At 67.6% G+C, this 26,318-nt stretch carries 29 protein-coding genes and 1 tRNA gene; 11 read left to right on the top strand and 19 right to left on the bottom strand.

The window, feature by feature from the left end:
• Window positions 1-2: 2 nt before the first annotated feature.
• The gene (gene hpaE / locus H6900_02220) at window positions 3-1,511 is read right to left on the bottom strand and encodes a 5-carboxymethyl-2-hydroxymuconate semialdehyde dehydrogenase (protein ID MCC0072083.1); all 1,509 of its coding nucleotides are present in this window, start codon (window positions 1,509-1,511) and stop codon (window positions 3-5) included.
• Window positions 1,508-1,903 carry a 5-carboxymethyl-2-hydroxymuconate isomerase gene (locus H6900_02215; GenBank protein ID MCC0072082.1) on the bottom strand — a complete coding sequence of 132 codons (396 nt, stop codon included), beginning with the start codon at window positions 1,901-1,903 and terminating at the stop codon, window positions 1,508-1,510. The genes hpaE and H6900_02215 overlap by 4 nt, the downstream gene beginning before the upstream one ends.
• 102 nt (window positions 1,904-2,005) lie before the next feature.
• Here H6900_02215 and hpaR point away from each other — a divergent pair, with 102 nt between their 5' ends.
• Window positions 2,006-2,449, top strand: coding sequence for a homoprotocatechuate degradation operon regulator HpaR (gene hpaR / locus H6900_02210; protein ID MCC0072081.1), 444 nt, complete (start codon window positions 2,006-2,008; stop codon window positions 2,447-2,449).
• Window positions 2,450-2,461: 12 nt separating this feature from the next.
• Here the strand turns inward: hpaR and H6900_02205 are convergent, their stop codons facing one another.
• On the bottom strand, window positions 2,462-2,932 hold the full coding sequence (locus H6900_02205) for a hypothetical protein (GenBank protein ID MCC0072080.1): 471 nt from the start codon (window positions 2,930-2,932) through the stop codon (window positions 2,462-2,464).
• A 128-nt stretch (window positions 2,933-3,060) separates the two neighbouring features.
• Between H6900_02205 and H6900_02200 the strand changes: the two genes are divergently transcribed.
• Window positions 3,061-3,483, top strand: coding sequence for a SufE family protein (locus H6900_02200; GenBank protein ID MCC0072079.1), 423 nt, complete (start codon window positions 3,061-3,063; stop codon window positions 3,481-3,483).
• Complete coding sequence (locus H6900_02195; GenBank protein MCC0072078.1) at window positions 3,476-4,294, top strand: sulfite exporter TauE/SafE family protein; 819 nt, start codon at window positions 3,476-3,478, stop codon at window positions 4,292-4,294. The genes H6900_02200 and H6900_02195 overlap by 8 nt, the downstream gene beginning before the upstream one ends.
• On the opposite strand, the gene H6900_02190 is transcribed toward H6900_02195, so the two are convergent.
• From H6900_02190 to ilvC, 3 genes are all read right to left on the bottom strand, one after another.
• Window positions 4,291-4,539, bottom strand: coding sequence for a sulfurtransferase TusA family protein (locus tag H6900_02190; GenBank protein ID MCC0072077.1), 249 nt, complete (start codon window positions 4,537-4,539; stop codon window positions 4,291-4,293). The genes H6900_02195 and H6900_02190 overlap by 4 nt on opposite strands.
• A 297-nt stretch (window positions 4,540-4,836) precedes the next feature.
• Window positions 4,837-5,379: a hypothetical protein gene (locus H6900_02185; GenBank protein ID MCC0072076.1), complete on the bottom strand. Its 543-nt coding sequence runs from the start codon at window positions 5,377-5,379 to the stop codon at window positions 4,837-4,839.
• Window positions 5,380-5,544: 165 nt separating this feature from the next.
• Window positions 5,545-6,567 (bottom strand): ketol-acid reductoisomerase, encoded by a 1,023-nt coding sequence (gene ilvC, locus H6900_02180; protein ID MCC0072075.1) that lies wholly within the window; start codon window positions 6,565-6,567, stop codon window positions 5,545-5,547.
• Window positions 6,568-6,698: 131 nt separating this feature from the next.
• On the opposite strand from ilvC, the gene H6900_02175 reads away from it, so the two are divergent.
• On the top strand, window positions 6,699-7,157 hold the full coding sequence (locus tag H6900_02175) for an Lrp/AsnC family transcriptional regulator (protein ID MCC0072074.1): 459 nt from the start codon (window positions 6,699-6,701) through the stop codon (window positions 7,155-7,157).
• An 18-nt stretch (window positions 7,158-7,175) separates the two neighbouring features.
• Window positions 7,176-7,631, top strand: coding sequence for an Lrp/AsnC family transcriptional regulator (locus H6900_02170; protein ID MCC0072073.1), 456 nt, complete (start codon window positions 7,176-7,178; stop codon window positions 7,629-7,631).
• Window positions 7,632-7,922: 291 nt separating this feature from the next.
• Here the strand turns inward: H6900_02170 and H6900_02165 are convergent, their stop codons facing one another.
• The 7 genes from H6900_02165 to H6900_02135 form a co-directional block, all read right to left on the bottom strand.
• Window positions 7,923-8,273, bottom strand: a complete 351-nt coding sequence (locus tag H6900_02165) for a PaaI family thioesterase (GenBank protein MCC0072072.1) — start codon at window positions 8,271-8,273, stop codon at window positions 7,923-7,925.
• A 47-nt stretch (window positions 8,274-8,320) separates the two neighbouring features.
• Window positions 8,321-9,334 carry an acyl-CoA dehydrogenase family protein gene (locus H6900_02160; protein ID MCC0072071.1) on the bottom strand — a complete coding sequence of 338 codons (1,014 nt, stop codon included), beginning with the start codon at window positions 9,332-9,334 and terminating at the stop codon, window positions 8,321-8,323.
• A gap of 12 nt (window positions 9,335-9,346) precedes the next feature.
• Complete coding sequence (locus H6900_02155; GenBank protein MCC0072070.1) at window positions 9,347-10,540, bottom strand: acyl-CoA dehydrogenase family protein; 1,194 nt, start codon at window positions 10,538-10,540, stop codon at window positions 9,347-9,349.
• A 12-nt stretch (window positions 10,541-10,552) separates the two neighbouring features.
• On the bottom strand, window positions 10,553-11,728 hold the full coding sequence (locus tag H6900_02150) for an acetyl-CoA C-acyltransferase (GenBank protein ID MCC0072069.1): 1,176 nt from the start codon (window positions 11,726-11,728) through the stop codon (window positions 10,553-10,555).
• A gap of 15 nt (window positions 11,729-11,743) precedes the next feature.
• Entirely contained in the window at window positions 11,744-13,828 is a 2,085-nt protein-coding gene (locus H6900_02145) for an enoyl-CoA hydratase/isomerase family protein (GenBank protein ID MCC0072068.1), read from the bottom strand.
• A 12-nt stretch (window positions 13,829-13,840) separates the two neighbouring features.
• Complete coding sequence (locus H6900_02140; protein MCC0072067.1) at window positions 13,841-14,638, bottom strand: IclR family transcriptional regulator; 798 nt, start codon at window positions 14,636-14,638, stop codon at window positions 13,841-13,843.
• 212 nt (window positions 14,639-14,850) lie between these two features.
• Window positions 14,851-14,926: transfer RNA gene (locus tag H6900_02135), tRNA-Val, on the bottom strand.
• A gap of 89 nt (window positions 14,927-15,015) precedes the next feature.
• Here H6900_02135 and H6900_02130 point away from each other — a divergent pair.
• Together H6900_02130 and H6900_02125 are read left to right on the top strand one after the other, a co-directional pair.
• Window positions 15,016-15,312: a hypothetical protein gene (locus tag H6900_02130; protein MCC0072066.1), complete on the top strand. Its 297-nt coding sequence runs from the start codon at window positions 15,016-15,018 to the stop codon at window positions 15,310-15,312.
• Between the two features lie 107 nt (window positions 15,313-15,419).
• Window positions 15,420-15,602, top strand: a complete 183-nt coding sequence (locus H6900_02125) for a hypothetical protein (protein ID MCC0072065.1) — start codon at window positions 15,420-15,422, stop codon at window positions 15,600-15,602.
• Here H6900_02125 and H6900_02120 read toward each other — a convergent pair whose 3' ends face one another.
• From H6900_02120 to H6900_02110, 3 genes are all read right to left on the bottom strand, one after another.
• Complete coding sequence (locus H6900_02120; protein MCC0072064.1) at window positions 15,603-16,388, bottom strand: alpha/beta fold hydrolase; 786 nt, start codon at window positions 16,386-16,388, stop codon at window positions 15,603-15,605.
• Between the two features lie 3 nt (window positions 16,389-16,391).
• Window positions 16,392-17,144, bottom strand: a complete 753-nt coding sequence (locus H6900_02115; GenBank protein MCC0072063.1) for a DUF817 family protein — start codon at window positions 17,142-17,144, stop codon at window positions 16,392-16,394.
• 90 nt (window positions 17,145-17,234) lie between these two features.
• Window positions 17,235-18,521 carry a serine hydroxymethyltransferase gene (locus tag H6900_02110; protein ID MCC0072062.1) on the bottom strand — a complete coding sequence of 429 codons (1,287 nt, stop codon included), beginning with the start codon at window positions 18,519-18,521 and terminating at the stop codon, window positions 17,235-17,237.
• Between the two features lie 220 nt (window positions 18,522-18,741).
• Here H6900_02110 and H6900_02105 point away from each other — a divergent pair, with 220 nt between their 5' ends.
• Window positions 18,742-19,491 (top strand): NAD kinase, encoded by a 750-nt coding sequence (locus H6900_02105; protein MCC0072061.1) that lies wholly within the window; start codon window positions 18,742-18,744, stop codon window positions 19,489-19,491.
• 169 nt (window positions 19,492-19,660) lie between these two features.
• Here the strand turns inward: H6900_02105 and H6900_02100 are convergent, their stop codons facing one another.
• Window positions 19,661-20,815 (bottom strand): amidohydrolase, encoded by a 1,155-nt coding sequence (locus H6900_02100; GenBank protein ID MCC0072060.1) that lies wholly within the window; start codon window positions 20,813-20,815, stop codon window positions 19,661-19,663.
• A 64-nt stretch (window positions 20,816-20,879) separates the two neighbouring features.
• Between H6900_02100 and mazG the strand changes: the two genes are divergently transcribed.
• The 3 genes from mazG to H6900_02085 all read left to right on the top strand — a co-directional run bounded on the left by mazG (window position 20,880) and on the right by H6900_02085 (window position 23,335).
• Window positions 20,880-21,680 carry a nucleoside triphosphate pyrophosphohydrolase gene (gene mazG, locus H6900_02095; GenBank protein MCC0072059.1) on the top strand — a complete coding sequence of 267 codons (801 nt, stop codon included), beginning with the start codon at window positions 20,880-20,882 and terminating at the stop codon, window positions 21,678-21,680.
• Between the two features lie 63 nt (window positions 21,681-21,743).
• On the top strand, window positions 21,744-22,613 hold the full coding sequence (aguB, locus tag H6900_02090) for an N-carbamoylputrescine amidase (protein ID MCC0072058.1): 870 nt from the start codon (window positions 21,744-21,746) through the stop codon (window positions 22,611-22,613).
• A gap of 14 nt (window positions 22,614-22,627) precedes the next feature.
• Window positions 22,628-23,335: an HAD family hydrolase gene (locus tag H6900_02085; protein MCC0072057.1), complete on the top strand. Its 708-nt coding sequence runs from the start codon at window positions 22,628-22,630 to the stop codon at window positions 23,333-23,335.
• Between the two features lie 182 nt (window positions 23,336-23,517).
• Here the strand turns inward: H6900_02085 and gltA are convergent, their stop codons facing one another.
• Window positions 23,518-24,813 (bottom strand): citrate (Si)-synthase, encoded by a 1,296-nt coding sequence (gltA, locus tag H6900_02080; GenBank protein ID MCC0072056.1) that lies wholly within the window; start codon window positions 24,811-24,813, stop codon window positions 23,518-23,520.
• 52 nt (window positions 24,814-24,865) lie between these two features.
• The gene (locus H6900_02075; protein MCC0072055.1) at window positions 24,866-26,272 is read right to left on the bottom strand and encodes a glutamate--tRNA ligase; all 1,407 of its coding nucleotides are present in this window, start codon (window positions 26,270-26,272) and stop codon (window positions 24,866-24,868) included.
• Window positions 26,273-26,318: the final 46 nt, after the last annotated feature.

Below are 26,318 nucleotides of genomic sequence, written 5' to 3'. Positions count from 1 at the left end.
TCTCAGGCGCCGAGGCGCTGGATCTTGTGTTTGCCCAGGGCAAAGGACGTGTTCTTGGTTTCCATGTAGAAATCGAAGGACCAGTCGCCCCCGTCCCGCCCGATGCCCGAGGCCTTCACCCCGCCGAAGGGCGTGGGCAGGTGCCGGACGTTTTCCGAGTTTACCCAGATCATCCCCGCCTCGAGCGCATCCGAAAAGGTCAGCGCGCGGGTCAGGTTTTCCGTCCAGAGGTAGCCGGTCAGGCCATAGGCGACGTCGTTCGCGATCGCCAGGGCCTCGGCGTCGTCCCGGAACGGGATCGAGGTCAGGAAGGGGCCGAACACCTCCTCCTGGGCGATGCGCATGTCCCGCGTCGCGCCGGTGAACAGCGTCGGCGTGACGAACCAGCCGGTCTCGCCCGCGCGCGTGCCGCCGGCGGCGCAGGTCGCGCCCTCGGCCTTGCCGATCGCGACATAGGACATGACCTTGTCGAAATGGACCTTGTGGATCAGGGGGCCGACCTCGGTCGCGGGGTCCAGCGGGTGGCCGACCTTGATGCGCTTGACGCGCTCGGTCAGCCGGGCGTGAAAGTCGTCGGCGATGGTGTCCTGCACCAGCAGTCGCGAGGACGAGGTGCAGCGTTCTCCGTTCAGCGAATAGATCATGAAGATCACCGCATCCAGCGCGCGATCCAGATCGGCGTCGTCGAAGACGATGACCGGGTTCTTGCCACCCAGTTCGAAATGCACCCGCTTCAGCGTGTCGGCGCCCTGTTTCATGATCATCGAACCGGTTTTCGATTCGCCGACAAAGGCGATGGCCTTGATGTCGGGGTGTTCGGTCAGGGCGCGGCCCGCGTCCTCGCCAAAGCCGTTGACCAGGTTCAGCACGCCGTCCGGCAGGCCCGCGTCGCGGCAGATCTCGGCCAGCAGGCGCGCGGTCAGGGGGCTGAATTCGGCGGGTTTGTGCACCACCGTGCAGCCCGCCGCCAGCGCCGGGGCGATCTTCCACGACGACAGCATGAAGGGCGTGTTCCAGGGCGTGATGACCCCCACCGGCCCGATCGGGTGGCGCGCGGTGACGTTCAACTGCCCGGCCGCGTGCAGGGTCTGGCCGTCGCGCGCGCCCGGCGCCTGATCGGCGAAGTAGCGGAAGTTTTCGGCGGCGCGCAGCGCAGCCTTGGACATGAAGCGCCAGGCCTGGCCCGTGTCCCAGCATTCGCACAGCGCGATTTCGTCCGCGCGGGCGACGATCTGGTCGGCGATCCGGTGCAGGATCTTCTTGCGCTCCTTGCCGTCCATCGCCGCCCAGGCCGGAAACGCGGCCTTGGCCGCCTTTGCCGCCGCATCGACATCCGCCGCCGTGGACCGCGAGACGGTGGCAATCAGGCTGTCATCCACCGGCGAGCGGGTTTCGAAGCTGCCCCCCGTGCCGGCGACATCCTGCCCGCCGATCAGGTTGACGATGCCGTCCTTGCGGAACCGGGCCAGGTGGCCCTCGAGCAGCGCGATATGTTTGGCGAGATCGGTCATGCTTGCATATCCTTCGGCAGGAATCGGCGGATGGAGCTGGTCTTGGGGCTGAGCGCGGGGTCGATGTCGCGCATTTCCAGCGACAACATCAGCGAATTCTGCGCCAGGTCGGCGGCGCAAAAGGCCTCGGCCGCGGCAAAGAGATGGGCGGTGGCGCGGGTCTTGTCCTGCGGCGAACGGCCACCGCGCAGGCGGATTTCGATGTCGATGAACCCGTGTCCGGGGTCGCCGTCGGCGATCAGAACGTGATCGGCGGCAAAGGCGCGCACGCGGATGCCAGCGGGCGGAAAGACCCCGGTTTCCACCGCCGCGTCGCGCAACACGCGCAGAAAGCCCGGCAGGTCGAGCCGCTCTTCGAGGTTGCGAGAATACTGGATCGACAGATGCGGCACGGCTCGCCCCCTGGTTATTAATTGCTTTGTTAAGTGTTTTCGCCCCCCCATGTCAATCGCAATCTGCTTGATTTGTTCAGCATGATCCGCCAGAGCGGAGGTATGACCAAGACCACGTTGCGCAGAACCGCCCGCTCGCTGCCCATCGCCTTGTTGCGCGCACGGGAAACCGTGATGGGCCCGGTGCGCGAAATGCTGGCGGCGACCGGAATCAACGAACAGAAATGGCGCGTCCTGCGCGTGCTGGACGAATCCGGCCCTCTGGACCAGAGCCTGCTGGCCGAACGGGCCTGCCTGCAACTGCCCAGCCTGACCCGCATCCTGCGCGCCATGGAAGACCAGGGCCTGGTCACCCGCGCCACAGACCCGGGCGACCGGCGGCGGTCGATTGTCACGATCTCGGACAGCGGGCGCCAGGTGATCGAGGATCACGCGCAGGAAAGCCTGGCGATCTTTGCCCGGCTGGAAGCGTCCTATGGGCGCGAGCGCATGGAAACGCTGCTGGACCTGCTGGAAGAACTGAACCGCGCCAAGCCCGAAGGCTGAGCGCGGCCCGGCTCAGCGGCGCGCGCGCCGGCTGTTGGTCTCGCCCGTGACGACGACCTCGGACGTGGTGTCCAATTGGGCCTGCGTCAGCGAATAGACCGCCGTGATGGTGCGCGCGGCGGCGCTGGTTTCGGCAACCGGATTGACCGGCGCGGCGGCGACAAAGCGGAAGGTCAGCGTGCCGTTCGTGGGCCGGCCGAAATTCTCGGGAACCAGTTCCGGGTCCCACCAGCCGGCGGCGGGCATCACGGCCTCGGCCCGGACAATTGCCCCGGACGAGGTGCGCTCGATCGTCATCGCGGTGACTTGCGGCACCAGGGGGCGATGGTCCACGCTGTTCGACACCGGACCCAGCGGCGCGCTGGTGTCCTCTTGCGAGTGGCCGAACCAGTTCATCGGGTTCAGGCGCGATTCGCGGACCCGGCCGCAGGCCGACAGGCTCAACGAGATGGCCAGCAGGGCCACCAGAAACGGCGTCTTCATGCGCACAGCCTCCTGTCGTGGAACGCGCGATCTGACTAACGCAAAGGCGGCCAGTTGAAAAGGGTAGGGCTGGACCTCGGGCGCGGCTGGGCCTAGGTCTGGACACAGCCCAGAAAGCCGGAGGGACCATGGCGCAGGAAGACTTCGACGAGATCGCCGAGACCTTCGAGTTCCTCGACGACTGGGAGGACCGCTATCGCCATGTGATCGAGCTGGGCCGCGCCTTGGCGCCGATGCCCGAGGCGCTCAAGGTTCCCGCCAACAAGGTCAACGGCTGCGCCAGCCAGGTCTGGCTGTTCCCGCAGATCGCGAACGGTCGCTTTGATTTTCTGGGCGACAGCGACGCGATGATCGTGCGCGGCCTGATCGGGGTGCTGCACGCGTTGTATTCCGGGCGCCCCGTGGCCGAGGTCCCCGCCATCGACGCCGGTGCCGAACTGCGCCGCCTGGGTCTGGACGAGCACCTCTCCTCGCAACGCTCGAACGGGTTGCGGTCCATGGTCGAACGCATCCGCGCCGTGGCCGCGGCCGAAGGGGGGCACCATGCCTGATACCCTGCTTCTGGTGGAAATGGGCCTGCTGCTGGCGGTGATCGGCGGCATTGCCGGGGTGATCGCGGGCCTTTTGGGCGTGGGCGGCGGGATCGTGTTGGTGCCGTCGTTCTTCTATGCGTTCAGCGCGCTGGGCTATGGCGGGCCGCAATTGATGCAGGTGTGCCTGGCGACCTCGCTGGCGACGATCATCGTCACCTCGGTCAAGTCGGTGCGCGCACACAACCGGCGCGGCGCGGTGGATTGGGTGATCCTGAGGGGTTGGGCGCCCTGGATCGCCGGCGGGGCGGTGATCGGCATGATCGCGGCCTCGGGGCTCAGATCGGTGGTGTTGCAGGCGATTTTCGGCGTGCTGGGCATGGTGGTCGGGCTGTATCTGGCGTTCGGCCGCGCGCATTGGCGCCTGGGCGATGCGATGCCGACCGGCGCCCCGCGTGCGGCGACCGGCGGCCTGGTCGGCTTTCTGTCGGTGCTGATGGGGATCGGCGGGGGATCGTTCGGCGTGCCGCTGATGTCGCTGTTCGGCGTGCCGATCCACCGCGCGGTGGCGACGGCGGCGGGCTTTGGCGTCATCATCGCCGTGCCCTCGGTCATCGGTTTTCTGCTGCTTCAGCCCGCCGCGCCGCCACCCCTGACCCTGGGCGCGGTGAACCTGCCGGCCTTTGCGCTGGTGGTGGCGATGACCATGGTGACCACGCCCTGGGGGGTCAAGCTGGCCCATGCGATGGACCCCAAGCCCCTGAAACGGGTGTTCGCCGTGTTCCTGATGGTCATGGCCCTGAACATGCTGCGCAAGGCGTTGGGTTTCTAGGCGCGGGGCGGCGGGTTCGCCCCCCGGCGGATCCGGTGCTCCAGCCCGTCCGGGGTTTCGGTCAGGCCCAGATACGCGTGCCCGGTTTGCACGCAGAAATGCGGCATGTCCACGATCGAGGCCACGTCGCTGGCGCGCACCAGCAGCACCGCGCCGGGGGCCATGCCGACCAGCCGCTTGCGCGCCTTCAGCACCGGCAGGGGACACAGCAGGCCCCGGGCGTCGATCTCGTCGTCGTGTTCCATGCCGCTGGCCCTAACCTCGCCGCCTCGCGCTGTCCAGCCGCCGCCCGCGCGGCAGGTGCGCGAGGAACCCCGGCGGCCGCTTTGCGATCCGTCCCAGCCGGCGAGGGGCGCGCATCGCATCGATGGGGGCAAAGGCGCGCGCCAGATCGGAGCCGGTCAGCCCGGCCTGGATTTCCTTGTGGCCGAGGTGAAGCGGCAGCGCCGCCGGCGGCCCCTTGCGGCGCGGGACCCTAGGGAGCAGCGGCAGCCGCCCCCCGGGCGGGATCGGCCGCGGCCAAAGCGGGCTGACGGGGGCCGTCACGGCGCCGGTTGCGCCTGCGGCAAGGCGATCAGCAGCCGCCCGTCGCGGCCCAGGCGCAGCGCGCCCGCCGACGCCCCCTCGGCCATCCGGGTGACCGGCAACAGGGGCCCGGGCAGATCCCAACTGACCGGGCCCACGCCCAGAACCGCCCGTGTCCCGGCCAGACGCGCCGCCTCGTCCAACGTGGCAACCAGCGTGTCGCCCGTCAACGTGACGGTGCCCAAGGGCAGCGCGGCAACCCAGCGGTTGCGAAAGGTCGGGCGGAACAATCCGCCGATCACCGGCGTGGCGGACAGATCGGCGCGGTCCTCGTCAAAGGCAGGAGCGCCGCCGGCCCAACGGGTGCCAAAGGCGCGCGCGCCATCCTGCACGACCAGCGCCGAGAGCGTCACATAGGTCCCGCGGATGTGCATCCGGACGGCGCGCGGATCGCCGGTCAAGCGCAGATCCAGGCCGTCGGCAAACGCCGGTCCGGCCAAAGCCGCGGCGCCCGCGCCGAAACCGCCGGCCAGGGCGGTCAGAAAGGAACGGCGATCCATGGCATCCTCCTGCGCTGGGGCCGATCCTAGCAGACACCGCGCCAGGCGCCGCGTCAAACCTGCGTGCGCGGGCTGCGCAAAAAGGCGCGCAGCCTCCCCGCTGCGCGCCCGTTGCTACCCGCAAGGGGTAGGGTGCGTGCTCGCACGCACCATGTCCGAACCGGATCAGTTCCGCGACTTGTCCACCATCTTGCCCTTGGCGATCCAGGGCATCATGGCGCGCAGCTTGGCGCCGACCTGCTCGATCTGATGCTCGTCGTTCAGACGGCGGGTCGCCTTGAAGAACGGCTGGCCGACCGCGTTTTCCTGCATGAAGTCGCGCACGAACTTGCCGGTCTGGATGTCCGTCAGCACCGCCTTCATGCGGGCCTTGGTCTCGTCGTAGGGCAGGATCCGCGGGCCGCTGACATATTCGCCATACTCGGCCGTGTTCGAGATCGAATAGTTCATGTTCGCGATGCCGCCTTCGTAGATCAGGTCCACGATCAGCTTCACCTCGTGCAGGCACTCGAAATAGGCCATCTCGGGCTCATACCCGGCCTCGACCAGGGTTTCAAAGCCCATGCGGATCAGTTCGACCAGACCGCCGCACAGCACCGCCTGCTCGCCGAACAGGTCGGTTTCGCATTCCTGGCGGAAGTTGGTCTCGATGATGCCCGAACGGCCGCCACCGATGGCCGAGCAATAGCTCAGGCCCAGTTCCATCGCACGGCCGGTCGCGTCCTGATGCACGGCAACCAGGCAGGGCACGCCGCCGCCCTTGACGTATTCGCCGCGCACGGTGTGGCCGGGGCCCTTCGGCGCCATCATGATGACATCGACGCCGGGCTTCGGCTCGATCAGGCCGAAATGCACGTTCAGGCCGTGCGCAAAGGCGATCGCGGCGCCCTCGCGCAGGTTGTCGTGGACGTATTTCTTGTAGGTCGCGGCCTGCAACTCGTCGGGCATGGTGAACATGATCAGATCGCACCAGGCGGCGGCCTCGGCGATGCCCATCACGGTCAGGCCCTCTTTCTCGCATTTCGCGGCCGAGGCCGACCCCTCGCGCAGCGCCACGACGACGTTCTTCGCCCCCGAATCGCGCAGGTTCAGCGCGTGGGCGTGGCCCTGGCTGCCATAGCCCAGGATGGCGACCTTCTTGTCCTTGATCAGGTTGATGTCGCAGTCGCGATCGTAATACACGCGCATGAGGGCGCTCCTTTTCGTGTTGATTGCCGCGCATCATAGGCCGTTCGCCCCGAAATGCGTTGCAATTTCCCACATATTTTGCGAATCAGAGGCGGAAACAATTCGCCATTGTGGCAAAAACCGGTGAAATCATGTCCGTTGACGATTCCGACCGCCGGCTCTTGCGGCAGTTGCAGGTCGATCCGGCGCAGCCGGTCGCCGAACTCGCCCGTCGCGCCACCATGACCGAGGCCACGGCCTCGCGCCGCCTCGAGCGGCTGCGGGCGCGTGGCATCCTGAAGGGTCAGCAAGCGGTCATCGACTGGCGAAAGCTGGGCTGGGAGGTCGAGGTCTCGCTGCGTGTCACCCTCGACAAGACGAACCCGCGCGCCTTCGACGAATTCATCGCCGCCGCCCGCGAGGTCCCCGAGGCGATCGAGATCCAGACCTTCCTGGGACGCGTGGATGTGCGGCTCAACGTCATCGCGCGCGACATGGCGCATTATCAGCAGGTCTATCGCAGCCGGATCCTGACCCTGCCGCATATCGCCGACCTCGAGGCTCTGATGCATATCGCCGAAATCAAGCGCGGCGAAGCCCTGCCGCTGTAATCCCGGGGACAGCCCGCCATGTTGGAAATCGACGAAACCGACCGCGCCATCCTGCGCGCCCTCGCCCGCGATGCGACCCTCAGCGCCGGCGCTCTGGGGCGGCAACTGGGCCTCAGCCAACCCGCGACCTGGCGCCGCATCCGTCGCCTGACCGAGTCCGGCGTGCTGGCCGGCCGCCGGCTGGTGCTGGACCAGGCCGCGCTGGGATTCGGGGTGACGGTGTTCCTGGGGGTGTCCCTGGCCGCCAAGGGGCGCGTGTCGCTCGAGGATTTCGAGCGCGCCGTTTCGGCCATCCCCGAGGTGCAGACCGTCCAGCACGTGCTGGGCCTCTACGATTACCGCCTGCGGGTGGTGGCCCGCGACCTCGCGGATTTCGAACGTGTTCTGCGTCGGCGAATCATGACCCTGCCCGGGATCGGCGCCGTCGATGCCAATGTGCTGCTCAGCGAGGAACGGCGCCCCGGGCCGCTCTGACCCGGCCGACGGCGTGCTGCCAGCGCCGGGGGCCAGCCCCCGGACCCCCGGGATATTTCAGGCACAAAGAAGGGGCTTAACGGACCGTTAACCATGATAGCCCAGTTACCCCCCCCCGCTCGCGCAGGCGCCCCCTTCTTTGTGCCCCAAATATCCTGCGGGGGTGAATGGGCGCAGCCCAGAGGGGGCGCAAAGCCCCCTGCGCGCGGCGCGTCAGCGCCGCGCCCGGTCGCCCGAGGGCTGCGGCCTGGAAGGCTGCCGGCCGAGGGCGAAACCCCCGCCCGGCCCCGGTCACATCGGCGCACGCTTGAAGGTGCCGGTGGCCTGCGCGACCAGCGTGCCGTCCCCTGACCGGGCTTCGCCTTCGATGAACACCGTCTTGTAGCCGCCACCCAGAACGCGGGCGGTTGCCGTGATGGTGCCCAGCGGCATGGGGGCCAGGTAATTCACCGTCAACGAGATGGTGGAGAAGGGGATCTCTCCGCGATCCCCTTTCACCAGGCTGGCGGTCGCCCCCATCGCGGTGTCCAGCACGGTGGCGATCAGGCCGCCGTGCATGTTGCCATGCCGGTTGGTATGGTCCTCGGTCACCGCCATCGACACGGCGGCTGATCCGTCGGGGCGGTCGCGGTCGATCTGCATGCCCAGAAGCCTGGCGGTTCCGGTCGCGCCGTGCCAGACACCCGCGCTCACGCGCTCAGACGGATGAACCGCTCCAGGTGCCAGTCTTCGTCGCCGAACCGGCTGTCGGCGGCGGTGAGACGGCGGGCCAGCGGTGCGAGGGCGTATTCCTCGGTCATGGCGATACCGCCGTGCATCTGGATCGCCTCTTCGGCCACCAGATGCGCCGTTCGTCCGATCAGGTGTTTGGCCGCCGAGACGTGGCGGTCGCGGGTCGGCGCGGCGTCGTGCAGGTTGCCGGCCAGGTTGATGACCGCCGATCGCGCCATCTCGATCTCGATCGCGACATCGGCCATGCGGTGTTGCAGCGCCTGGAACTTGCCGATCGGCACGCCGAACTGCCTGCGCGTGCGCAGATAGTCGAGGGTCATCGCCTTGACCGTTTCCATGACCCCCAGCGTATCGGCGCAGACCGCCAGCGTCGCGGCGGCAATCCGGGCTTCCAGCGTGTCGGCCGGGCCCAGCGCCTGGGCCGGAGCGCGGTCCAGGGTGACCTCGCTGATCGTTCCGCCCATCAGCGCCGGGGTGGTCATCGGCGTGACGCCTGGCCCCTTTGGATCGACCGCGAACAGCTTGACCATGCCCTCGTCCAGCGCCGTGACGACCAGCAAGTCGGCCTCGTCGGCGTGGGTGACGAAAGATTTGCGCCCGCTGACCGTCCCGCCGTTGGCGGCGGTGGTGATCGGTCCCAGGTCATGGCGCAGCCCCGGCTCGGCATAGGCCAGGGTCGCTTTCAGGTCGCCCGCGACGATCCGCTCGACCAGGTCCGCGCGTCCGGCGTCGGCCAGAAGCCCCCCGGCGAGGCCCGATTCGAGCACCGGAAGCGTGCATCCCGCCCGGCCCAGTTCCTCGAACACCACGGCGATGTCAAAGCCATGCCCGCCGAACCCGCCCTCGGTCTCGGTGAACAGTGCGCCCAGCACGCCCAGGTCCGCCAGATCCGCCCAGGTCGCGCCGCGCTCCAGCGTGCGACGCAGCGAATCGGCCAGCATCCGGCGCTCTTCGGTGTGATTGAAGTCCATGTTCGTCGCCCCTTACAGACCGAGGATTGCCTTGGTGATGATGCCGCGCTGCACCTCGTTCGAGCCGCCATAGATCGAGATCTTGCGGTTGTTGAGATACACGTTCGACGCCTTGGCCGCATAGTCGGGGCCCGGGTGATAGAGGTTCGATTCCTCCAGCCCCTCGGCCACAAAGGGCATGGCCCACGGGCCGATGGCGCGCAGGGCCAGCGCGTTGATTGCCTGGCGGATCACGGTGCCCTTGACCTTCAGCATCGAGCTTTCGGCGCCCGGGGCGGCGCCGGCATCCGCCCCTGCGACGGTGCGCAGGTTCAGCGTGGCCATCGCCATCAACTCGATTTCGATCCGCGCCAGCCGGGCGGCGAACAGCGGGTTCTCGATCAGCGGGCGGCCGTTTTGCAGTTCCGTCCGCGCGATCCGCTTGAGCTGGTCGAGACCGGCTTGCGCATAGCCGACCCCGGCGATGCCGGTGCGTTCATGGGTCAGCAGATACTTGGCATAGGTCCAGCCCTTGTTTTCCTCGCCCACCAGATTTTCGACCGGGACCTTCACATCGGTGAACCAGACCTCGTTCACCTCGTGCACGCCGTCGATCAGGATGATCGGGCGCACCTCGATTCCGGGGGTGTTCATGTCGATCAGCAGAAAGCTGATGCCTTCTTGCGGTTTGCCGCTGGTCGAGGTTCGCACCAGGCAGAAGATCTTGTCGGCATACTGGCCCAGCGTGGTCCAGGTCTTTTGCCCGTTGACGACGTAATGGTCGCCCTCGCGCACCGCACGGGTCTTCAGACTGGCCAGATCCGAGCCCGCGCCGGGTTCGGAATAGCCCTGGCACCACCAATCCTCGCCCGAGAGGATGCGCGGCAGGTAATGGTCCTGTTGTTCCCTTGAGCCGAAAGCTTGCAGCACCGGGCCCAGCATCGCCACGCCGAACGGCACGACACGGGGGGCGTGGGCGGCGGCGCTTTCTTCCTCGAAGATGTGCTTTTGCACGGCCGACCACTCCTGCCCGCCGAATTTCCGCGGCCAGGCCCCGGCCAGCCAGCCCTTTTCGTTCAGCAGGCTGTGCCAGGTGTCATAGTCGGCCTTGCTCAGCGCCGTGCCGGCGGCGACCTTGGCCGCGATTTCGGGCGGGAGGCGATCGCGCATGAAGGCGCGAACCTCGTCGCGAAAGGCGATTTCGTCAGCGGAAAAAGTCAGGTCCATCGCGTCCTCCGGTCAGAAGATTTCAAACAATCCGGCGGCACCCGCGCCGCCGCCGATACACATCGTCACGACGCCCCATTTCGCGCCGCGCCGTTGGCCCTCGAGCAGGATATGGCCGGTCATGCGGGCGCCGGACATGCCATAGGGGTGGCCGATGGCGATCGAGCCACCGTTGACGTTGTATTTCTCGGGGTCGATGCCCAGTCGGTCGCGGCAATAGAGGCACTGGCTGGCAAAGGCCTCGTTCAGTTCCCACAGGTCGATGTCGTCGATCTTCAGGCCGTGGCGTTCCAGAAGGCGCGGGATGGCGAACACCGGGCCGATACCCATTTCGTCAGGCTCGCACCCGGCGACGGCATAACCGCGGAAGGCACCCAGCGGCTCGAGCCCGGCGCGCGCGGCTTCACCGGCCTCCATCAGCACCAGCGCGGCGGCGCCGTCCGACAGTTGGCTGGCGTTGCCGGCGGTGACGAAATTCCCCTCGCCGCGCACCGGGGCCAGCGATTGCAACCCTTCGAGCGTGGTGCCGGGGCGGTTGCATTCGTCCTGCGACAGGGTGACCGCCTTGTCGCTGATCGCGCCGGTCGCCTTGTCCTGGACGCCCATCAGCACGTCGATGGGCACGATTTCGTCCGCGAACAGGCCCCCGGCCTGCGCTGCGGCGATCCGCTGTTGCGAGCGCAGCGCATAAGCGTCCTGCGCCTCGCGGCTGACGCCATAGCGTTGCGCGACGATATCGGCGGTGTCGATCATCGGCAGATAGAGCGCGGGCTTGTGTTCGACGATCCAGGGTTCGGGCGCCACGCGCGGGCTGGGCTGGTTCAGGCTGATGCTTTCGACCCCGCCGGCCAGGATGGCGCGCGCCCCCTCGGCCTGGATCATGTGCGCGCCCTGGGCGATCGCCTGCAACCCCGAGGCGCAGAACCGGTTCACCGTGGTGCCCGCCACGCTGACCGGCAGGCCCGCGCGGATCGCCACCTGACGCCCGGCGTTGCCGCCTGTGGCATTCTCAGGCAGGGCGCAGCCCCAGATCGAATCCTCGATCAGCGCGGGGTCGATCCCGGCGCGGCGGACCGCATGGCTGGCGGCGTGACCGGCGATGGTCACGCCATGCGTCTTGTTGAACGCGCCGCGATAGGCCTTGCCGATGGCGGTGCGCGCGGTCGAAACGATGACGGCGTCTTTCATGGTGTCCCTCAGGTGTCAGTTCAGGCTGGCGAAGGTGCGGCCCTCGGCCACAAGCTGTTTCAGCAAGGGTGCGGGCTGCCAGAAGAAGTCATCCTCTTTCGCGGCGGCCTCGACGGTGGCCAGGACCGTGTCCAGGCCGATCTGGTCCGCGTAGTGCATCGGCCCGCCGCGAAAGCGCGGAAAGCCGTAGCCGAACAGCTTGGTCACATCGACATCCAGCGGCCGCAGCGCGACCCCCTCGCCGACCACCCGGGCGCCTTCGTTGATCATCGCCGCCATGTAGCGTTCGACGATCTCGGCGTCGGTGAAATCGCGCGGGGTGATGCTCTTGGCCTTGCGTTCCTTTGCGATGATCTCCTCGACCTCGGGGTCGGGGCGGCCCTTGGGCGATTGTTCGTCATAGATGTAATGCCCGCGCCCCGATTTGCGGCCCAGGCGCCCCATCTCGTAGAGCACATCGCCCCATTCGCCGAACCGCTCGCGCGGGTGGCGGGTGGCGGCCAGCCGTTTGCGGGTCAGATAGCCGATGTCGATCCCGGCCAGATCGGCAACCGCATAAGGGCCCATGGCAAAGCCGAACGCTTCGAGCGCGCGGTCCACCTGGAACGGCGACGCCCCTTCCAGGACCATGATGTCGGCGGCCGTGCGATAGTGCTTCAGGATGCGGTTGCCGATGAACCCGTCGCATACCCCGGCGCGCACCGGAACCTTTTTCAGCGTCTTGGCCAGCGCAAAGCCGGTGGCGGTGACGTCGGGCGCGGTCTTGTCGGCGACGACGATCTCAAGCAGGCGCATCACATGCGCGGGGCTGAAGAAATGCAGCCCGATCACGTCCTGCGGCCGCCGGGTGATGGCGGCGATCTCGTTCACGTCGAGATAGCTGGTGTTCGTCGCCAGGATCGCGCCGGGCTTGGCGATGTCGTCCAGCTTGCCGAACACGTCCTTTTTCACGTCCATCGATTCGAACACCGCCTCGATGATGAGATCGGCGGTGGCGAGGGCCGCGTAATCGTCGGTCGTGACCAGTTTCTCGGCCAGCAGCCCGTCGCGGGCGGCGGCGCCCAGTTTGCCGCGCTTGACGCTGTCGGCCAGGGTGCGGGCGATGCCCGTATGGGCCCGTTCGACGGCCTCGGCATCGCGTTCGATCAGCGTGACCTTGAGGCCGTTCAGCAGGCACGCGACCGCGATTCCGCCGCCCATGGTGCCGCCGCCGATGACGCCGACATGCGCCAGGTTGCGCGGCTGGACGCCCTTGATCTCGGGCAGGTTGGCGACCTTGCGCTCGGCAAAGAAGGCGTGGATCATCGCCGCGCGCTGGGGCGTTTGCATGAGCTCCCAGAACGCTTCGCGTTCCAGCGCGCGCCCCTGGGCAAAGGGCAGCCTGGTGCCCTGTTCGGCGACCTCGATGCCCTTCAGATGGCAGACGTGGCCGGGATTGGCGCGCGCGACCTTCTTTTTCAGGGCGGCCAGGGCGTCGGCGTCGGTGGGCGGCACGGGCAGTTCGCTGACGCGGCGCACGGGCAGCCCCTCGGCCAGAATCTTGCGGGCGAAATCCATGCCGGCCTCGAACGGTTCGGCGGTGGACAGCGCGTCGGCGATGCCCAGCGCCAGGCAGTCCTCGGCGCTGACCTGCCGGGCCGAGGTGAAGATGTCCGCGGCCGCCACCACGCCCACCAGGCGCGGCAGGCGCTGCGTGCCGCCGGCGCCAGGGATCAGGCCAAGGTTCACCTCGGGCAGGCCGACGCGGGCGCCCTTCAGCATGACGCGATAGTGGCAGCCCAGCGCCACCTCGAACCCGCCGCCCAGCGCGGTGCCGTGGATCACGCAGACCACCGGTTTGTCCAGCGATTCAATGACCTGGATCGCGTCGGGCAAGTGGGGCTCCAGCGGGGTCTTGCCGAATTCGGTGATGTCGGCGCCGGCGATGAAGGTCCGCCCCTCGGCCACCAGAACGGCGACCTTCTCGGGCGAGGAGGCAAAGCGGTTGGCGGCATCCACCAGCCCCTGCCGCACGGCCAGACTGGTCGCGTTCACCGGCGGGTTGTCGATGCGGAACACGGCGATGTCACCGTGGGTTTCGTAGCGGACGGGACCTTCCATGGCGGACTCCTCTCAGGTCGGAACGGGGGGCGCGCCATCCGGCGCGGCGAAAAGCGAATGGCCGATGCGGCGGCCGGTGCGGGCCAGGTCCTGACCGATTGCCCGGCGGGCGTCGGCGTCCATCTGACCGGACAACGAGATGCTGGATAGACCATAGCGCGCCTGGCCCTGCGCATCCACGATCAGCGCGCCGATGACGTCCACACCCACATAGAGTTGACCCAGGTCCTCGGCATAGCCCAGGCGACCGGCGCGCTCGATGCTGGCGCGATAGGCGGCGAAATCGGCGGGTGGGGATTCCCAGCGCAGGGATTCGAAATGGCGGCGGATCTCGGTTTCGGAAAGGGCGCGTTGCGCGGCCAGCACGCGCCCCACGCCGCCGGTATAGACCGGAAGACGCTTGCCCAGCGGCAGGTCAACCCGTGTCGCGCCGGGGTCGAAGGCGCGTTCGATCAGCACGATACGGTCGTCGCCGGTGATGTGCCACAGGCACATGAGCACGCGGTAGTCCTGCGCCATGCGCTCCAGCTCGGGGCGGATCAGGTCGCCGGGGTTGGTGCCCAGCACGCCGACCGCCAGCTCGACCAGCCCCAGCGCCGGGCGATAGGTCTTTGCCTGCGCGTCGAAACTGACCAGCCCCTCGGCCGCGAGGGTGCGCAGGATGTTGAAACAGGTCGAGCCGTTGACACCGGTTGCCCGGGCGATTGCCGTCACGCCCTGCGGCCGCCCCTGCGCGGCCAGGTGGCGCAGGATGCGCAGCGCGTGAACCAGCGCGCCGACAGGCCGGACCTGAGGGGGGTCGTCGCTCACAAGGGGTATTCTTTGTTTGGAATGTCATTCCGCATAAAGAATGAATAGCGGCGATTCCGGGGTCTGGCAAGGGTTTCGCAACCGCGCCAGCGTCGGCATCGCACCGCGGGTTCGACAGGGGTTTGCACAGATCACGATGACGGGGCGCGTGCCCGATAGAGGCCTTGCCACGGGGCGGGGCCTTTGGGGTTGCGGGCGTGCGGATGCGGGGGTGGTGGGCGATGACGGACTCGAACCGCCGGCATTCTCGGTGTAAACGAGACGCTCTACCAACTGAGCTAATCGCCCGCCCGCCCCCGATAGCGTAAAGCGCCGGGGGGCCGCAAGTCATGTGCGCGTTAAGCGGGCGTTAACCCTTGGGCGGGCAGACTGGCGCCATGCGTGTCCTTGTCGCCCTTCTGTTGCTGATGGCCTGCGCCTCGCCCGACCGGGCGTTCTGGGGCAGCGATGCGCAGCGCGTGCAGATCGACGGGCGCAGCTATGCGGTCTACCTGGACCGTGACACAGCCCGGCCCCGGGTGCAGGTGATCCGGCTGGGCTATGCCCGCCGGGCCGATCACCCCGCGATTCTGGTGGCCATGGTGCAGGCGGCCGAACAGGTCGGTGGATGCCCCCTTGTCGCGGGCAGCGCGCGCGGCGACAGTGGCGTGATGACCGCGCGGCTGACGTGCTGAGGTCAGACATTCTCGTTTCCGCATGTTTTCGCCGCCGGTTTGCGCGAGATCAAGGAAAAGCCAGGGGCGCCGGATAGGATCGCCCCGAACCATGCATGGGGGACACGATGGTCCGTTTGATGATGTTGCTGTATTCGATTGTCGGCACGACGCTGGCCGGCATCGGGGTCGTCGCGGCGGTGACGATGAATCTGTATGACTTCCGCTCGATCATCGTCGCGGCGGCGATCGGGGCGGTTGTCGCCGTGCCCGTGGTCTGGGTCCTGGCGAAAAAGCTGGAAAACGCCTGATCAGGCGGCCGGCGGTCCCAGGAACACCCGCAGCGCGGCCTCGAATTCGCGCGGCTTCTCGGCGTGCAGCCAATGGCCGGCGCCGGGGATCTTGGCCATTTTGGCCTGCGGGAACAGCGCGCGGATATGCGCGCGGTCGGTCGGCTTGACATAGTCCGACAGCGCGCCGGTCAGGAACAGCGCGGGCTTGTCGAACGGCGTCAGCGCCGAATCGTCGATCCAACCCGTGGTCTGGTCCATGTGCCGTTCCAGCGTGTCCAGGTTCAGCCGCCAGCGCGGCGGCGTGGCCTTCAGGTCCAGCGATTGCAGCAGAAAGGCGCGCACGCCCGGGTCCTGCACGCTGGCGGACAGGCGGCGGTCGGCCTCGGATCGCGAGTCCACGCCGGACAGGTCCAGCCCGCGCATCGCCGCGATCAGGTGGTTCTGGCTGTGCGGATAGGCGACCGGCGCGATGTCGGCCACCACCAGCCGCTGCACCTGCGCAGGTCGGGTCAGCGCCAGCACCATCGCCGCCTTGCCGCCCATCGAATGGCCCAGCACGTCCATCGGATGGCCTTCGGCCGCGATCACGGCGGCCAGATCGGCGGCCATCGCGGCATAGCTGTGGTCGCCGTCCCAAAAGCTGTTGGCATGGTTGCGCATGTCCACCGCGATCACCTCGCGGCTGTCGGACATCCGCTTGGCGATCGCGCCCCAGTTCCGCGCCGACCCAAAGAGCCCGTGCACGATCAACAGGGGCGGCAGGTCGGTCGGGGTGCCATGGCGCAACAGGGTCAGCAGGGGCATCGGTCAGCTTTCTTCGGGGCGCGTGGCCTGGGGCAGGGCGGCGAGCGCCACCATCAGCGCGACGCAGAGGAACAGATACCACGACCCCAGGGTCCCGAGGCTGACCGGATCGTGCGTTTCCTGCCCGTCATACAGCCAGGTGCCCGTCAGGGTGCCGAGGTTCTCGGCCAGCCAGACGCCCAGCGCGGACAGGGCCAGCGACAGCAGCATGGGCATCCGCCAGCGCCGCCCTGCGGCCGGCGTAAAGACGATCCAGGTGCGCCCGAACAGCAGCACCGTCGCGACCATCAGGCCCAGACGCAGGTCGATCCAAACGTGTTGCGTGAAGAAGTTCACATAGATCGCCAAGGTCAGCCCCAGCGTGGGCCACAGCGGCGGAAAGGGCACGAAGCGCATCTCGAAGATGCGGATCATGCGCAACACGCAGACGCCGACAGCGGCATACATCGCGCCCACGAACAACGGCACATCGCCCAAGGCGAACAGGCCGGTGTCGGGATAGGTCCAGTGGCCGGCAGCGGTGTTATACCACTCCATCCCCATGCCGAGGGCCGAGAATCCGACCAGCGCGGCGACCTCCTCGCGCGATTCAAGGCGCAGGGCCAGGAACAGTGCCTGCGTGCCCAGCGCGATCAGGAACAGCGCATCGTTGCGCGCCAGGGCCCAGTCGTCGCGCCAGACCAGGGTCGAAACCCCGATGGCCACCAACAGGACCCCGCCATAAAGCCCGGCCCATAAATGCTTGAGCACGAACATCGCGGGGCCCTCGATGGCCGAGGGCAGCCGCGCGCGGATGGCGTCACCCAGCGCGCGTTCCAGCCGGCGGGTGGCGGACCCGCCCAGTGCTCACATCCCCGGATAGAGCGGGAAGCGGTCGCACAGCGCCTTGACCTTGGCGCGCACAGCCTCTTCCACCGCCGCGTTGCCGGCGTCGCCATTTGCGGCCAGACCATCGACCACCTCGACGATCCAGTCGGCAATCTGGCGGAACTCGGCCTCGCCAAAGCCGCGGGTCGTCCCGGCCGGCGTGCCCAGCCGGATGCCCGAGGTGACAAAGGGCTTTTCCGGGTCGAACGGCACGCCGTTCTTGTTGCAGGTGATGTGCGCGCGGCCCAGGGCGGCCTCGGTCGCCTTGCCGGTCACGCCCTTGGGGCGCAGGTCGGCCAGCATCAGGTGGTTGTCGGTGCCGCCCGACACGATGTCGATCCCGCCCTTCATCAACTGGTCGGCCATCGCCTGCGCGTTCTTCACGATCTGCGCGGCGTAATCCTTGAACCCGGGCTGAAGCGCCTCGCCAAAGGCGACGGCCTTGGCGGCGATGACATGCATCAGCGGCCCACCTTGCAGGCCGGGGAACACCGCCGAGTTGATCTTCTTGGCGATCGCCTCGTCATTGCACAGGATCATGCCGCCACGTGGGCCGCGCAGGGATTTGTGCGTGGTCGTGGTCACGACATCCGCATAGGGCAGGGGCGAGGGGTGCTGGCCACCCGCGACCAGGCCCGCGATATGCGCCATGTCCACGTGCAGGATCGCGCCCACCTCGTCCGCGATGGCGCGGAAGGCGGCCCAGTCCCAGAGACGCGAATAGGCGGTGCCGCCGGCCAGGATCAGCTTGGGCTTGTGCTCCAGCGCCTTGGCGCGAACCTCGTCCATGTCCAGCAACTGGTCCTGCTGGCGCACGCCGTAGCTGACCACGTTGAACCACTTGCCCGACATGTTCACCGGCGAGCCGTGCGTCAGGTGCCCGCCCGAGTTCAGGTCCAGCCCCATGAACGTGTCGCCCGGTTGCAGCAGCGCCAGGAACACGGCCTGGTTCATCTGGCTGCCCGAGTTCGGCTGCACGTTGGCGAACTTGCAGTCGAACAGGGCCTTGGCGCGCTCGATCGCCAACTCCTCGGCGATGTCCACATACTGGCAGCCGCCATAGTAACGCTTGCCCGGATACCCCTCGGCGTATTTGTTGGTCATGACCGACCCCTGCGCCTGCATCACCGCCCTGGAAACGATGTTTTCGGACGCGATCAGTTCGATCTCGTCGCGCTGGCGGCCCAGTTCCAGGCCGATGGCGCGGGCGATCTCGGGGTCGCGGGTGGCGAGGTCTTCGGTGAAAAAGCCGGTCGAGGGGGTCATGCGCGTCTCCGCTGTGGGCCTGGGGCGGTTGATCCGGTCGGGTTGTGGCGCTCTTTATCGCAGGGGGGCGCGGGCGGAAAGCGCCGAAAACGCCGCATTGGGTGACGGATGCGAAATGCCCTTTCCGATTGCGGGCCCTCGGCGCATTTGCGAAACCTGTGGCTGACAGCGCGAACCGAAAGGCAATGACGTGGCACAGAGACAGGCCAAGCGGGGGCCCATCGTGTTCCTGGCCAGCCAGACCGAGGTTGCCCAGGCGGCGCGCGCCGAGCTGGTCGCGATCTACGGCGACGCGCCCTTGCAGCAGGCGGCGGTGATCGTCGCGCTGGGCGGCGACGGCTTCCTGCTGGAAACGCTGCACGCGACCCAGCACCGCGACGTGCCGGTCTATGGCATGAACCGCGGCACCGTCGGCTTCCTGATGAACGCTTTCGCGATCGAGGACCTGCCGGCGCGCCTGGACGCGGCCCAGGAGACCGTGCTGAACCCTCTCGCCATGAGGGCCACGGACACGCAGGGCCGGATCCACGAAGCGCTGGCCATCAACGAAGTCTCGCTGCTGCGCGAGGGACCGCAGGCGGTGCGGCTCAGGATCACCGTGGACGGGCTGGTGCGCATGGAGGAACTGGTCTGCGACGGCGCGCTGCTGGCCACGCCGGCGGGCTCGACCGCCTACAACTATTCGGCCCATGGGCCGATCCTGCCGATCGGCGCCGATGTGCTGGCGCTGACGGCGATGGCGGCGTTCCGCCCCCGGCGCTGGCGCGGCGCCTTGCTGCCGAAATCAGCGGTCGTGCGGTTCGACGTTCTGGACCCGGAAAAGCGCCCGGTCATGGCCGACGCCGACGCCCAGCCCGTCCGCAACGTCGTCTCGGTGGAAATCCGGTCCGAGCCGCGCATCAAGCACCGGCTCTTGTTCGATCCCGGGCACGGGCTGGAGGAACGGCTGATTCGCGAACAGTTCTTCTAGGCCGGGAAAGGGGGGCTTTCCGCCCCCCTCGCCCTGCGGGCTCACCCCCCGAGCGTATTTTCGACAAGATGATGAACAATTCGATTCAAATTGTTCCGGTCTGCCCCCTCACCTTGTTCCAAATACGCAGCCCGGCCGCCGCCGGGCGATCCGGCCGGCGTGGGGCGCGTCACGCGCGTGGTTGCGCGCGTTCCACCAGCCGGGCAAAGAAGCTGGCGCCGACCGGGGCGACCGCGTCGTTGAAGTCATAGCGCGGGTGATGCAGGCCTGCGCTGTCGCCCTGGCCCAGGAACAGATAGGCGCCGGGGCGGCGTTCCAGCATGAAGGCAAAGTCCTCGGCGCCCATGACGGGGTCGCATTCGCCCGTTGCGCTGCCGACTTCGGCGGCGATTTCGGTGGCGAAGGCAGTTTCGCGCGCGTGGTTGACGGTTGCCGGATAGCCGCGCTCGTAGTCCACGACGGCCGAGCACGACATCGCCGCAGCGATGCCTTGGACGATCGCCTGGCAGCGGGTTTCGACCATGGCCTGCACGGCCCTGTCATAGGTGCGGATGGTGGCACAGAACCAGCCGGTTTCGGGAATGATGTTGTCGGCGCTGCCGGTGTGGATCTGGGTCACGCTGATGACCAGTGCGTCGGTGCCGCGGCGGTTTCGGCTGACGATGGTTTGCAGCGCGCCCACCATCTGCACGATAGCGGCGACCGGGTCCACGGTGTCCTCGGGGTGGGCGCCGTGGCCGCCGCGCCCGGTGACCGTGACAGTCAGCGTATCGACCGCGGCCATGATCGGGCCGGGGCGCGTTTCGAACCGTCCCTCGGCCACGCCCGGCGCGTTGTGCAGCGCATAGACCTGGCCGATGCCGAAGCGTTCCATGATCCCCTCTTGGACCATCACGCCGGCGCCGCCGCCCCATTCCTCGGCCGGTTGAAAGATCAGCGCGACGCGGCCGGCGAAATTGCGCGTTTCCGCCAGGTAACGCGCGGCGCCCAGCAGCATCGTGGTATGCCCGTCATGGCCGCAGGCGTGCATCTTGCCGGGCACGGTCGAGGCATGGGGCAGGCCCGTTTCCTCGGTGATCGGCAGGGCGTCGATATCGGCGCGCAGGCCGATGGTCGGGCCGTCGCCCTGCCCTTCGATGATCGCGACCAGGCCGGAGCGGGCGATGCCCTCGTGGATCTCGGTGATGCCGAATTCGCGCAGGCGCCCGGCGACAAAGGCGGCGGTCTGGGCGCAATCAAAGCGGGTTTCCGGGTGCTGGTGCAGGTGTCGGCGCCAGGTTTTCATGTCCTCGGCGTAATCGGCGATGCGGTTGAGGACAGGCATGGTGGACTCCGGCGTCGGGCGATGCGATGGAGGGGAAGCATCGGCAATTATCCGGGTGGGCGCAATGGCTGACGATCCGCTGATCCACGACCCCGAGGGCGGTCTTGCGCGTCTTGCCCGCATCATGGCGCGGCTCAGGGCGCCTGTGGGCGGGTGCCCCTGGGACCTGGAGCAGGACTTCGACACGATCGCCCCCTATACCATCGAGGAGGCCTATGAGGTGGCCGATGCGATCGCGCGCCGCGACTGGGACGGGCTGAAGGGCGAACTGGGTGACTTGATGTTCCAGTCCGTCTATCACGCGCAGATGGCCGCGGAGGCCGGTCTGTTCACCCTGGACGACGTGCTGCGCGCCATCGCCGACAAGATGGTCGCGCGCCATCCGCATGTCTTTGGCGCCGAAACCATCGCCACCGCCGCGGCCCAGACCGAAGCCTGGGAGGCGCGCAAGGCCCGCGAGCGCGCGGCGAAGGCGCTGACCGGCGTTCTGGACGATGTGCCGGTGGGCCACGCGGGGCTGACGCGCGCGGTCAAGCTGCAAAAGCGCGCCGCCCGGGTCGGGTTCGACTGGCCCGATGTGGCGCTGGTCGTGGACAAGATCGCCGAGGAGGCCCGCGAACTGACCGAGGCCGCGCCCGAGCACCGGTTCGAGGAATACGGCGATCTGCTGTTCGTCATGGCGAATCTGGCCCGGCATCTGGATATCGACCCCGAGGCCGCGCTCAGGGCCGCCAACGACAAGTTCACCCGCCGATTCCGGGCCATCGAGGCGGCGCTGGCCGCCGAAGGGCGGCGGCCCGAGGACTCGGACCTGGCCGAGATGGATGCGCTGTGGAACGCGGCCAAGGCCGCCGAAAAGGGCTGACAGGAAGGGCTGGCGCGGGCGCCCGGGATCGGGCAGGCTGGCGGTTCATCCGCCGGAGTAACCATGCGCCCCGTCACCTTTGCCGCCACGCAATTCGCCTGTTCCTGGGACCGCGACGAGACCATCGCCCGGGCCGAAGCCCTGGTGCGCGCCGCCGCCAGCGACGGGGCGCAGGTCATCTTGCTGCAAGAGCTGTTCGAAACGCCCTATTTTTGTGCCGAACAGCACGCCCGCCACCTGAACCTGGCCGTGCCGCTTGAGGAAAACCGGGCAGTGCGGCATTTCGCAAGCTTGGCGCGGGCGCTGGGGGTGGTGCTGCCGATCAGCGTCTATGAGCGGGCGGGCAACACCTTGTTCAACACCGTCGCGATGCTGGATGCGGACGGCACCAACCTGGGCTGCTATCGCAAGACCCATATCCCGCAGAACCCCGGTTACGAGGAGAAATACTATTTCACGCCCGGCGATACGGGTTTCGTGACCTTCGCCACCCGGTTCGGAAGGCTGGGGGTCGGCATCTGCTGGGACCAGTGGTTCCCCGAAACGGCGCGCGCGCTGGTTCTGAACGGGGCCGAGGCGATCCTCTATCCGACCGCGATCGGCTCGGAACCCGCGGACCCGTCCTATGACAGCCAGCCGCATTGGCAGCGGGTGATGCAGGGGCACGCGGCGGCGAACATGGTGCCGGTCGTGGCCTCGAACCGGATCGGGGCCGAGGCCGAGGGCGCGACGCCGATCACCTTTTACGGCACGTCCTTCATCGCCGATGCGACGGGCGCGGTGGTGGCGCAGGCCGACCGCGCGACGCCGGGCCATGTCACGGCGACCGTCGATCTGGACGCGGTGGCCGCGTTCCGGCGCGGATGGGGTTGCTGGCGCGACCGGCGGCCGGCGATGTATGGCGCGCTGGCCGGGCACGGCGGGCGCGCATGACCATCCGCATCGCCATGTGGTCGGGCCCTCGCAACCTTTCGACGGCGATGATGTATGCCTTTGCCGCGCGCGGCGATTGCGCGGTGACGGACGAACCCTTTTACGCGGCCTATCTGGCAACGACCGGCTTCGACCATCCGATGCGCGCGGAGGTGCTGGCCAGCCAGCCGCGCGACCCGGGCGCGGTGCGGTTGACCGGGGCGGCGCCGGGGGGGGCGGCGCTATGGTATCAAAAGCACATGACCCAACACATGCTGCCGCAGATGCCGCTGGACTGGATGGACGACTGCCGCCACGCGTTCCTGATCCGGCATCCGGTGCGGGTGGTGGCGTCCTATGTCCGCAAACGCGAATCGCCGGACCTGGCGGAACTGGGCTTTGCCCGGCAGCGCGCGCTGTTCGAGCGGATCGCCGCGCGGACGGGACGGGTGCCGCCGGTGGTGGATTCAGGGGATATCCGCGCCGCGCCGGAGCCGATGCTGCGCGCGCTCTGCGCGGCGCTGGACATCCCGTTTACCGAGCGGATGTTGCATTGGCCCGCGGGGCCCAAGGCCTTTGATGGGGTCTGGGCGCCGGTCTGGTATCAGTCGGTTCATGCCTCGAGCGGGTTCGACGCGGCCGAGGGGCCGTTGCCCGTGTTGTCGGGCGACTATGCGCGCCTGGCCGAGGGGGCGATGGCCGATTACACGGCGCTTTCCAGCCATCGGTTGCGCGGGGTGTAGGCGCCGGGGGCCCTGCCCCCGGACCCCCGGGATATTTCCGGCACAAAGAAGGGGAGGGCGCGGCGCGGAATTCCCGACAATTTGCATCAAATCGGATGCGGATTATGGCCCGGCGGTCGCCGTCCGGATGCGGAAACGCCGCCCGCGAGGGGCGGCGTTCGCTGTATTGGCGGGCGTGCGGATCAGCGCGATTCGACGTCCTGGTAATCGCGGCGCGGCGCGCCGGTGTAGAGCTGGCGCGGGCGGCCGATCTTCAGTTCCGGGTCGGAGATCATCTCTTTCCACTGGGCGATCCAGCCCACCGCGCGCGACAGCGCAAAGATCGGCGTGAACATCGACGTGGGGAAGCCCATCGCCTCGAGGATGATGCCCGAGTAGAAATCGACGTTCGGGTAGAGTTTCTTGTCGATGAAATAGGGGTCTTCCAGCGCGATGCGTTCAAGTTCCTTGGCGACCTTGAGCGTCTCGTTGTCGTGGATGCCGAGAAGGTCCAGCACCTCGTCGGCCGATTCCTTCATCACCTTGGCGCGCGGGTCGAAGTTCTTGTAGACCCGATGCCCGAATCCCATCAGGCGGAAGGGGTCGTTCTTGTCCTTGGCGCGGGCGATGAATTCGGGGATGCGATCGACGGTGCCAATCTCGCGCAGCATTTCCAGGCAGGCCTGGTTGGCGCCGCCATGGGCCGGGCCCCAGAGGCACGCGATGCCGGCGGCGATGCAGGCGAAGGGGTTGGCGCCCGACGATCCGGCCAGGCGCACGGTCGAGGTCGAGGCGTTCTGCTCGTGGTCGGCGTGCAGCATCATGATGCGGTCCATCGCCTTGGCGAGGATCGGATCGACGACGTAATCCTCGGCCGGGACGGCAAAGCACATGTGCAGGAAGTTGCCGGCATAATCGAGCGAGTTCTTCGGATAGACGAAGGGCTGGCCGATCGAATACTTGTAGGCCATGGCGGCGATCGTCGGAATCTTGGCGATCATGCGGATCGCCGCGACCTCGCGCTGCCATTCGTCGTTGATGTCGGTCGAATCGTGGTAAAAGGCCGACATGGCACCGACGACGCCGACCATGGTCGCCATCGGGTGCGCGTCACGGCGGAAACCGCGGAAGAAATACTGCATCTGTTCGTGGACCATCGTGTGCTTGGTGACACGGGTCTCGAAGTCGATCATCTGCTGGGCGGTGGGCAGTTCCCCGTAGAGCAGCAGGTAGCACACCTCGAGGTGGTGCGACTTGTCCGCAAGTTGCTCGATCGGATAGCCGCGATAGAGCAGTTCGCCCTTGTCGCCGTCGATATAGGTGATGGTCGAGGAACAGCTGGCGGTCGAGGTGAACCCGGGGTCGTAGGTGAACACATCGCCCTGGGCATAGAGTTTGCGGATGTCCAGGACATCCGGCCCTGCGGTCGGCGAATAGATCGGCAACTCCAGCGAGGTATCGCCAACCGTGAGTGTTGCACTTCTCTTGGATTCGACCATCGCGTCCCTCGCTTCTCAAGTTGGCGGCCCGGCGCACCGGGGCCGTGGTTGCTCAACCCCCGTTTGCGGCATCCGTGAGCCGCGCCAGGGTCTCATTGCGTCCCAGAACAATCATCATGTCGAACACGCTTGGCGACACGGTCCGACCGGCCAGCGCCGCCCGCAACGGCTGGGCAAGCTTGCCGAGTCCGAGGCCGTGTTGCGCGGCGGATTCGCCCACGATGGCTTCGAGTCTCTCGCGGTCCCAGCTAGCATTTTGCAGATGCGGCGTCAATTCGCCCAGTATACGACGGGATACAGAATCCAGCAGCCTCGCCGCTTTCTCGTCCGGCAGGATCGGCCGCGCGGTCAAGACAAAGTGAGCCCTTTCAAGGATTTGACCAAAGCCTTTGGCCTTGTCTTTCAGTTGGGGCATGGCGCGCAGCAGCCCGTCGCGCTGCGCCGGGGTCAAGGGCGGAGCCTCGGTCGCGGCCAGAAATGCCTCAAGTTCATGCAGCGCCGCGGCGTCATCCATCACCGAGAAGTGTAGCGCCGTCAGATGGTCCAGCTTTTTCAGGTCCAGTCGGGCCGGCGCGCGGCCGATTCCCCCCAGGTCGAACCATTGCGTCGCCTGCGCATCCGAGAAGAACTCGTCGTCGCCATGGCTCCAGCCCAGGCGTGCCAGATAGTTGCGGATCGCCGCCGCCGGATAGCCCATGCGCTGGTAATCCTCGACCCCTAGGGCGCCGTGGCGTTTGGACAGCTTCTTGCCGTCCTCGCCATGAATCAGGGGGATATGGGCGAATTGCGGCAGGTCCCAGCCCATCGCGTGATAGACCTGCGATTGCCGCGCCGCGTTGTTCAAATGGTCGTCCCCCCGGATCACATGCGTCACGCCCATGTCGTGATCGTCCACGACCACGGCCAGCATGTAGGTGGGTGTGCCATCAGAGCGTAAACAAACCATGTCGTCGAGTTGGTCGTTGCGAAACACGACGCGCCCCTGAACGGCATCCTCGATCACTGTTTCCCCGTCGCGCGGGGCCTTCAGGCGGATCACATAAGGCGCATCGGGGTGCGTCGCGGGGTCGGCGTCGCGCCAGGGGCTTTGGAACAGCGTGCTGCGCCCCTCGGCGCGGGCGGCCTCGCGGAACGACTCGATCTCGTCCTGGGTCGAGAAGCATTTGTAGGCATGGCCGCGTTCCATCATGGCGCGCGCGACCTTGGCGTGGCGGGGGGCGCGTTCGAACTGGCTGATCGCCTCGCCATCCCAGTCGAGGCCCAGCCAGGTCAGTCCGGACAGGATCGCCGCCGTGGCCTCGGGGGTCGAGCGGGCGCGATCGGTGTCTTCGATGCGCAGCAGGAACCGACCGCCCCGTCCGCGCGCGTAGAGCCAGTTGAACAACGCCGTCCGCGCGCCGCCGATGTGCAGGAACCCCGTCGGCGAGGGGGCGAAGCGGGTGACGACGGGGGCTGACATCGATCGTTAACCTTTCGGAAACCACGGGGGATCTAAGCTGCGCCAA

It is taken from the genome of Rhodobacter sp., from assembly GCA_020637515.1.
Lineage (GTDB): Bacteria > Pseudomonadota > Alphaproteobacteria > Rhodobacterales > Rhodobacteraceae > Pararhodobacter.
The sequence above is the reverse complement of the archived record's forward strand: the minus strand, read 5'-3'. Positions and strand labels throughout refer to the sequence as shown.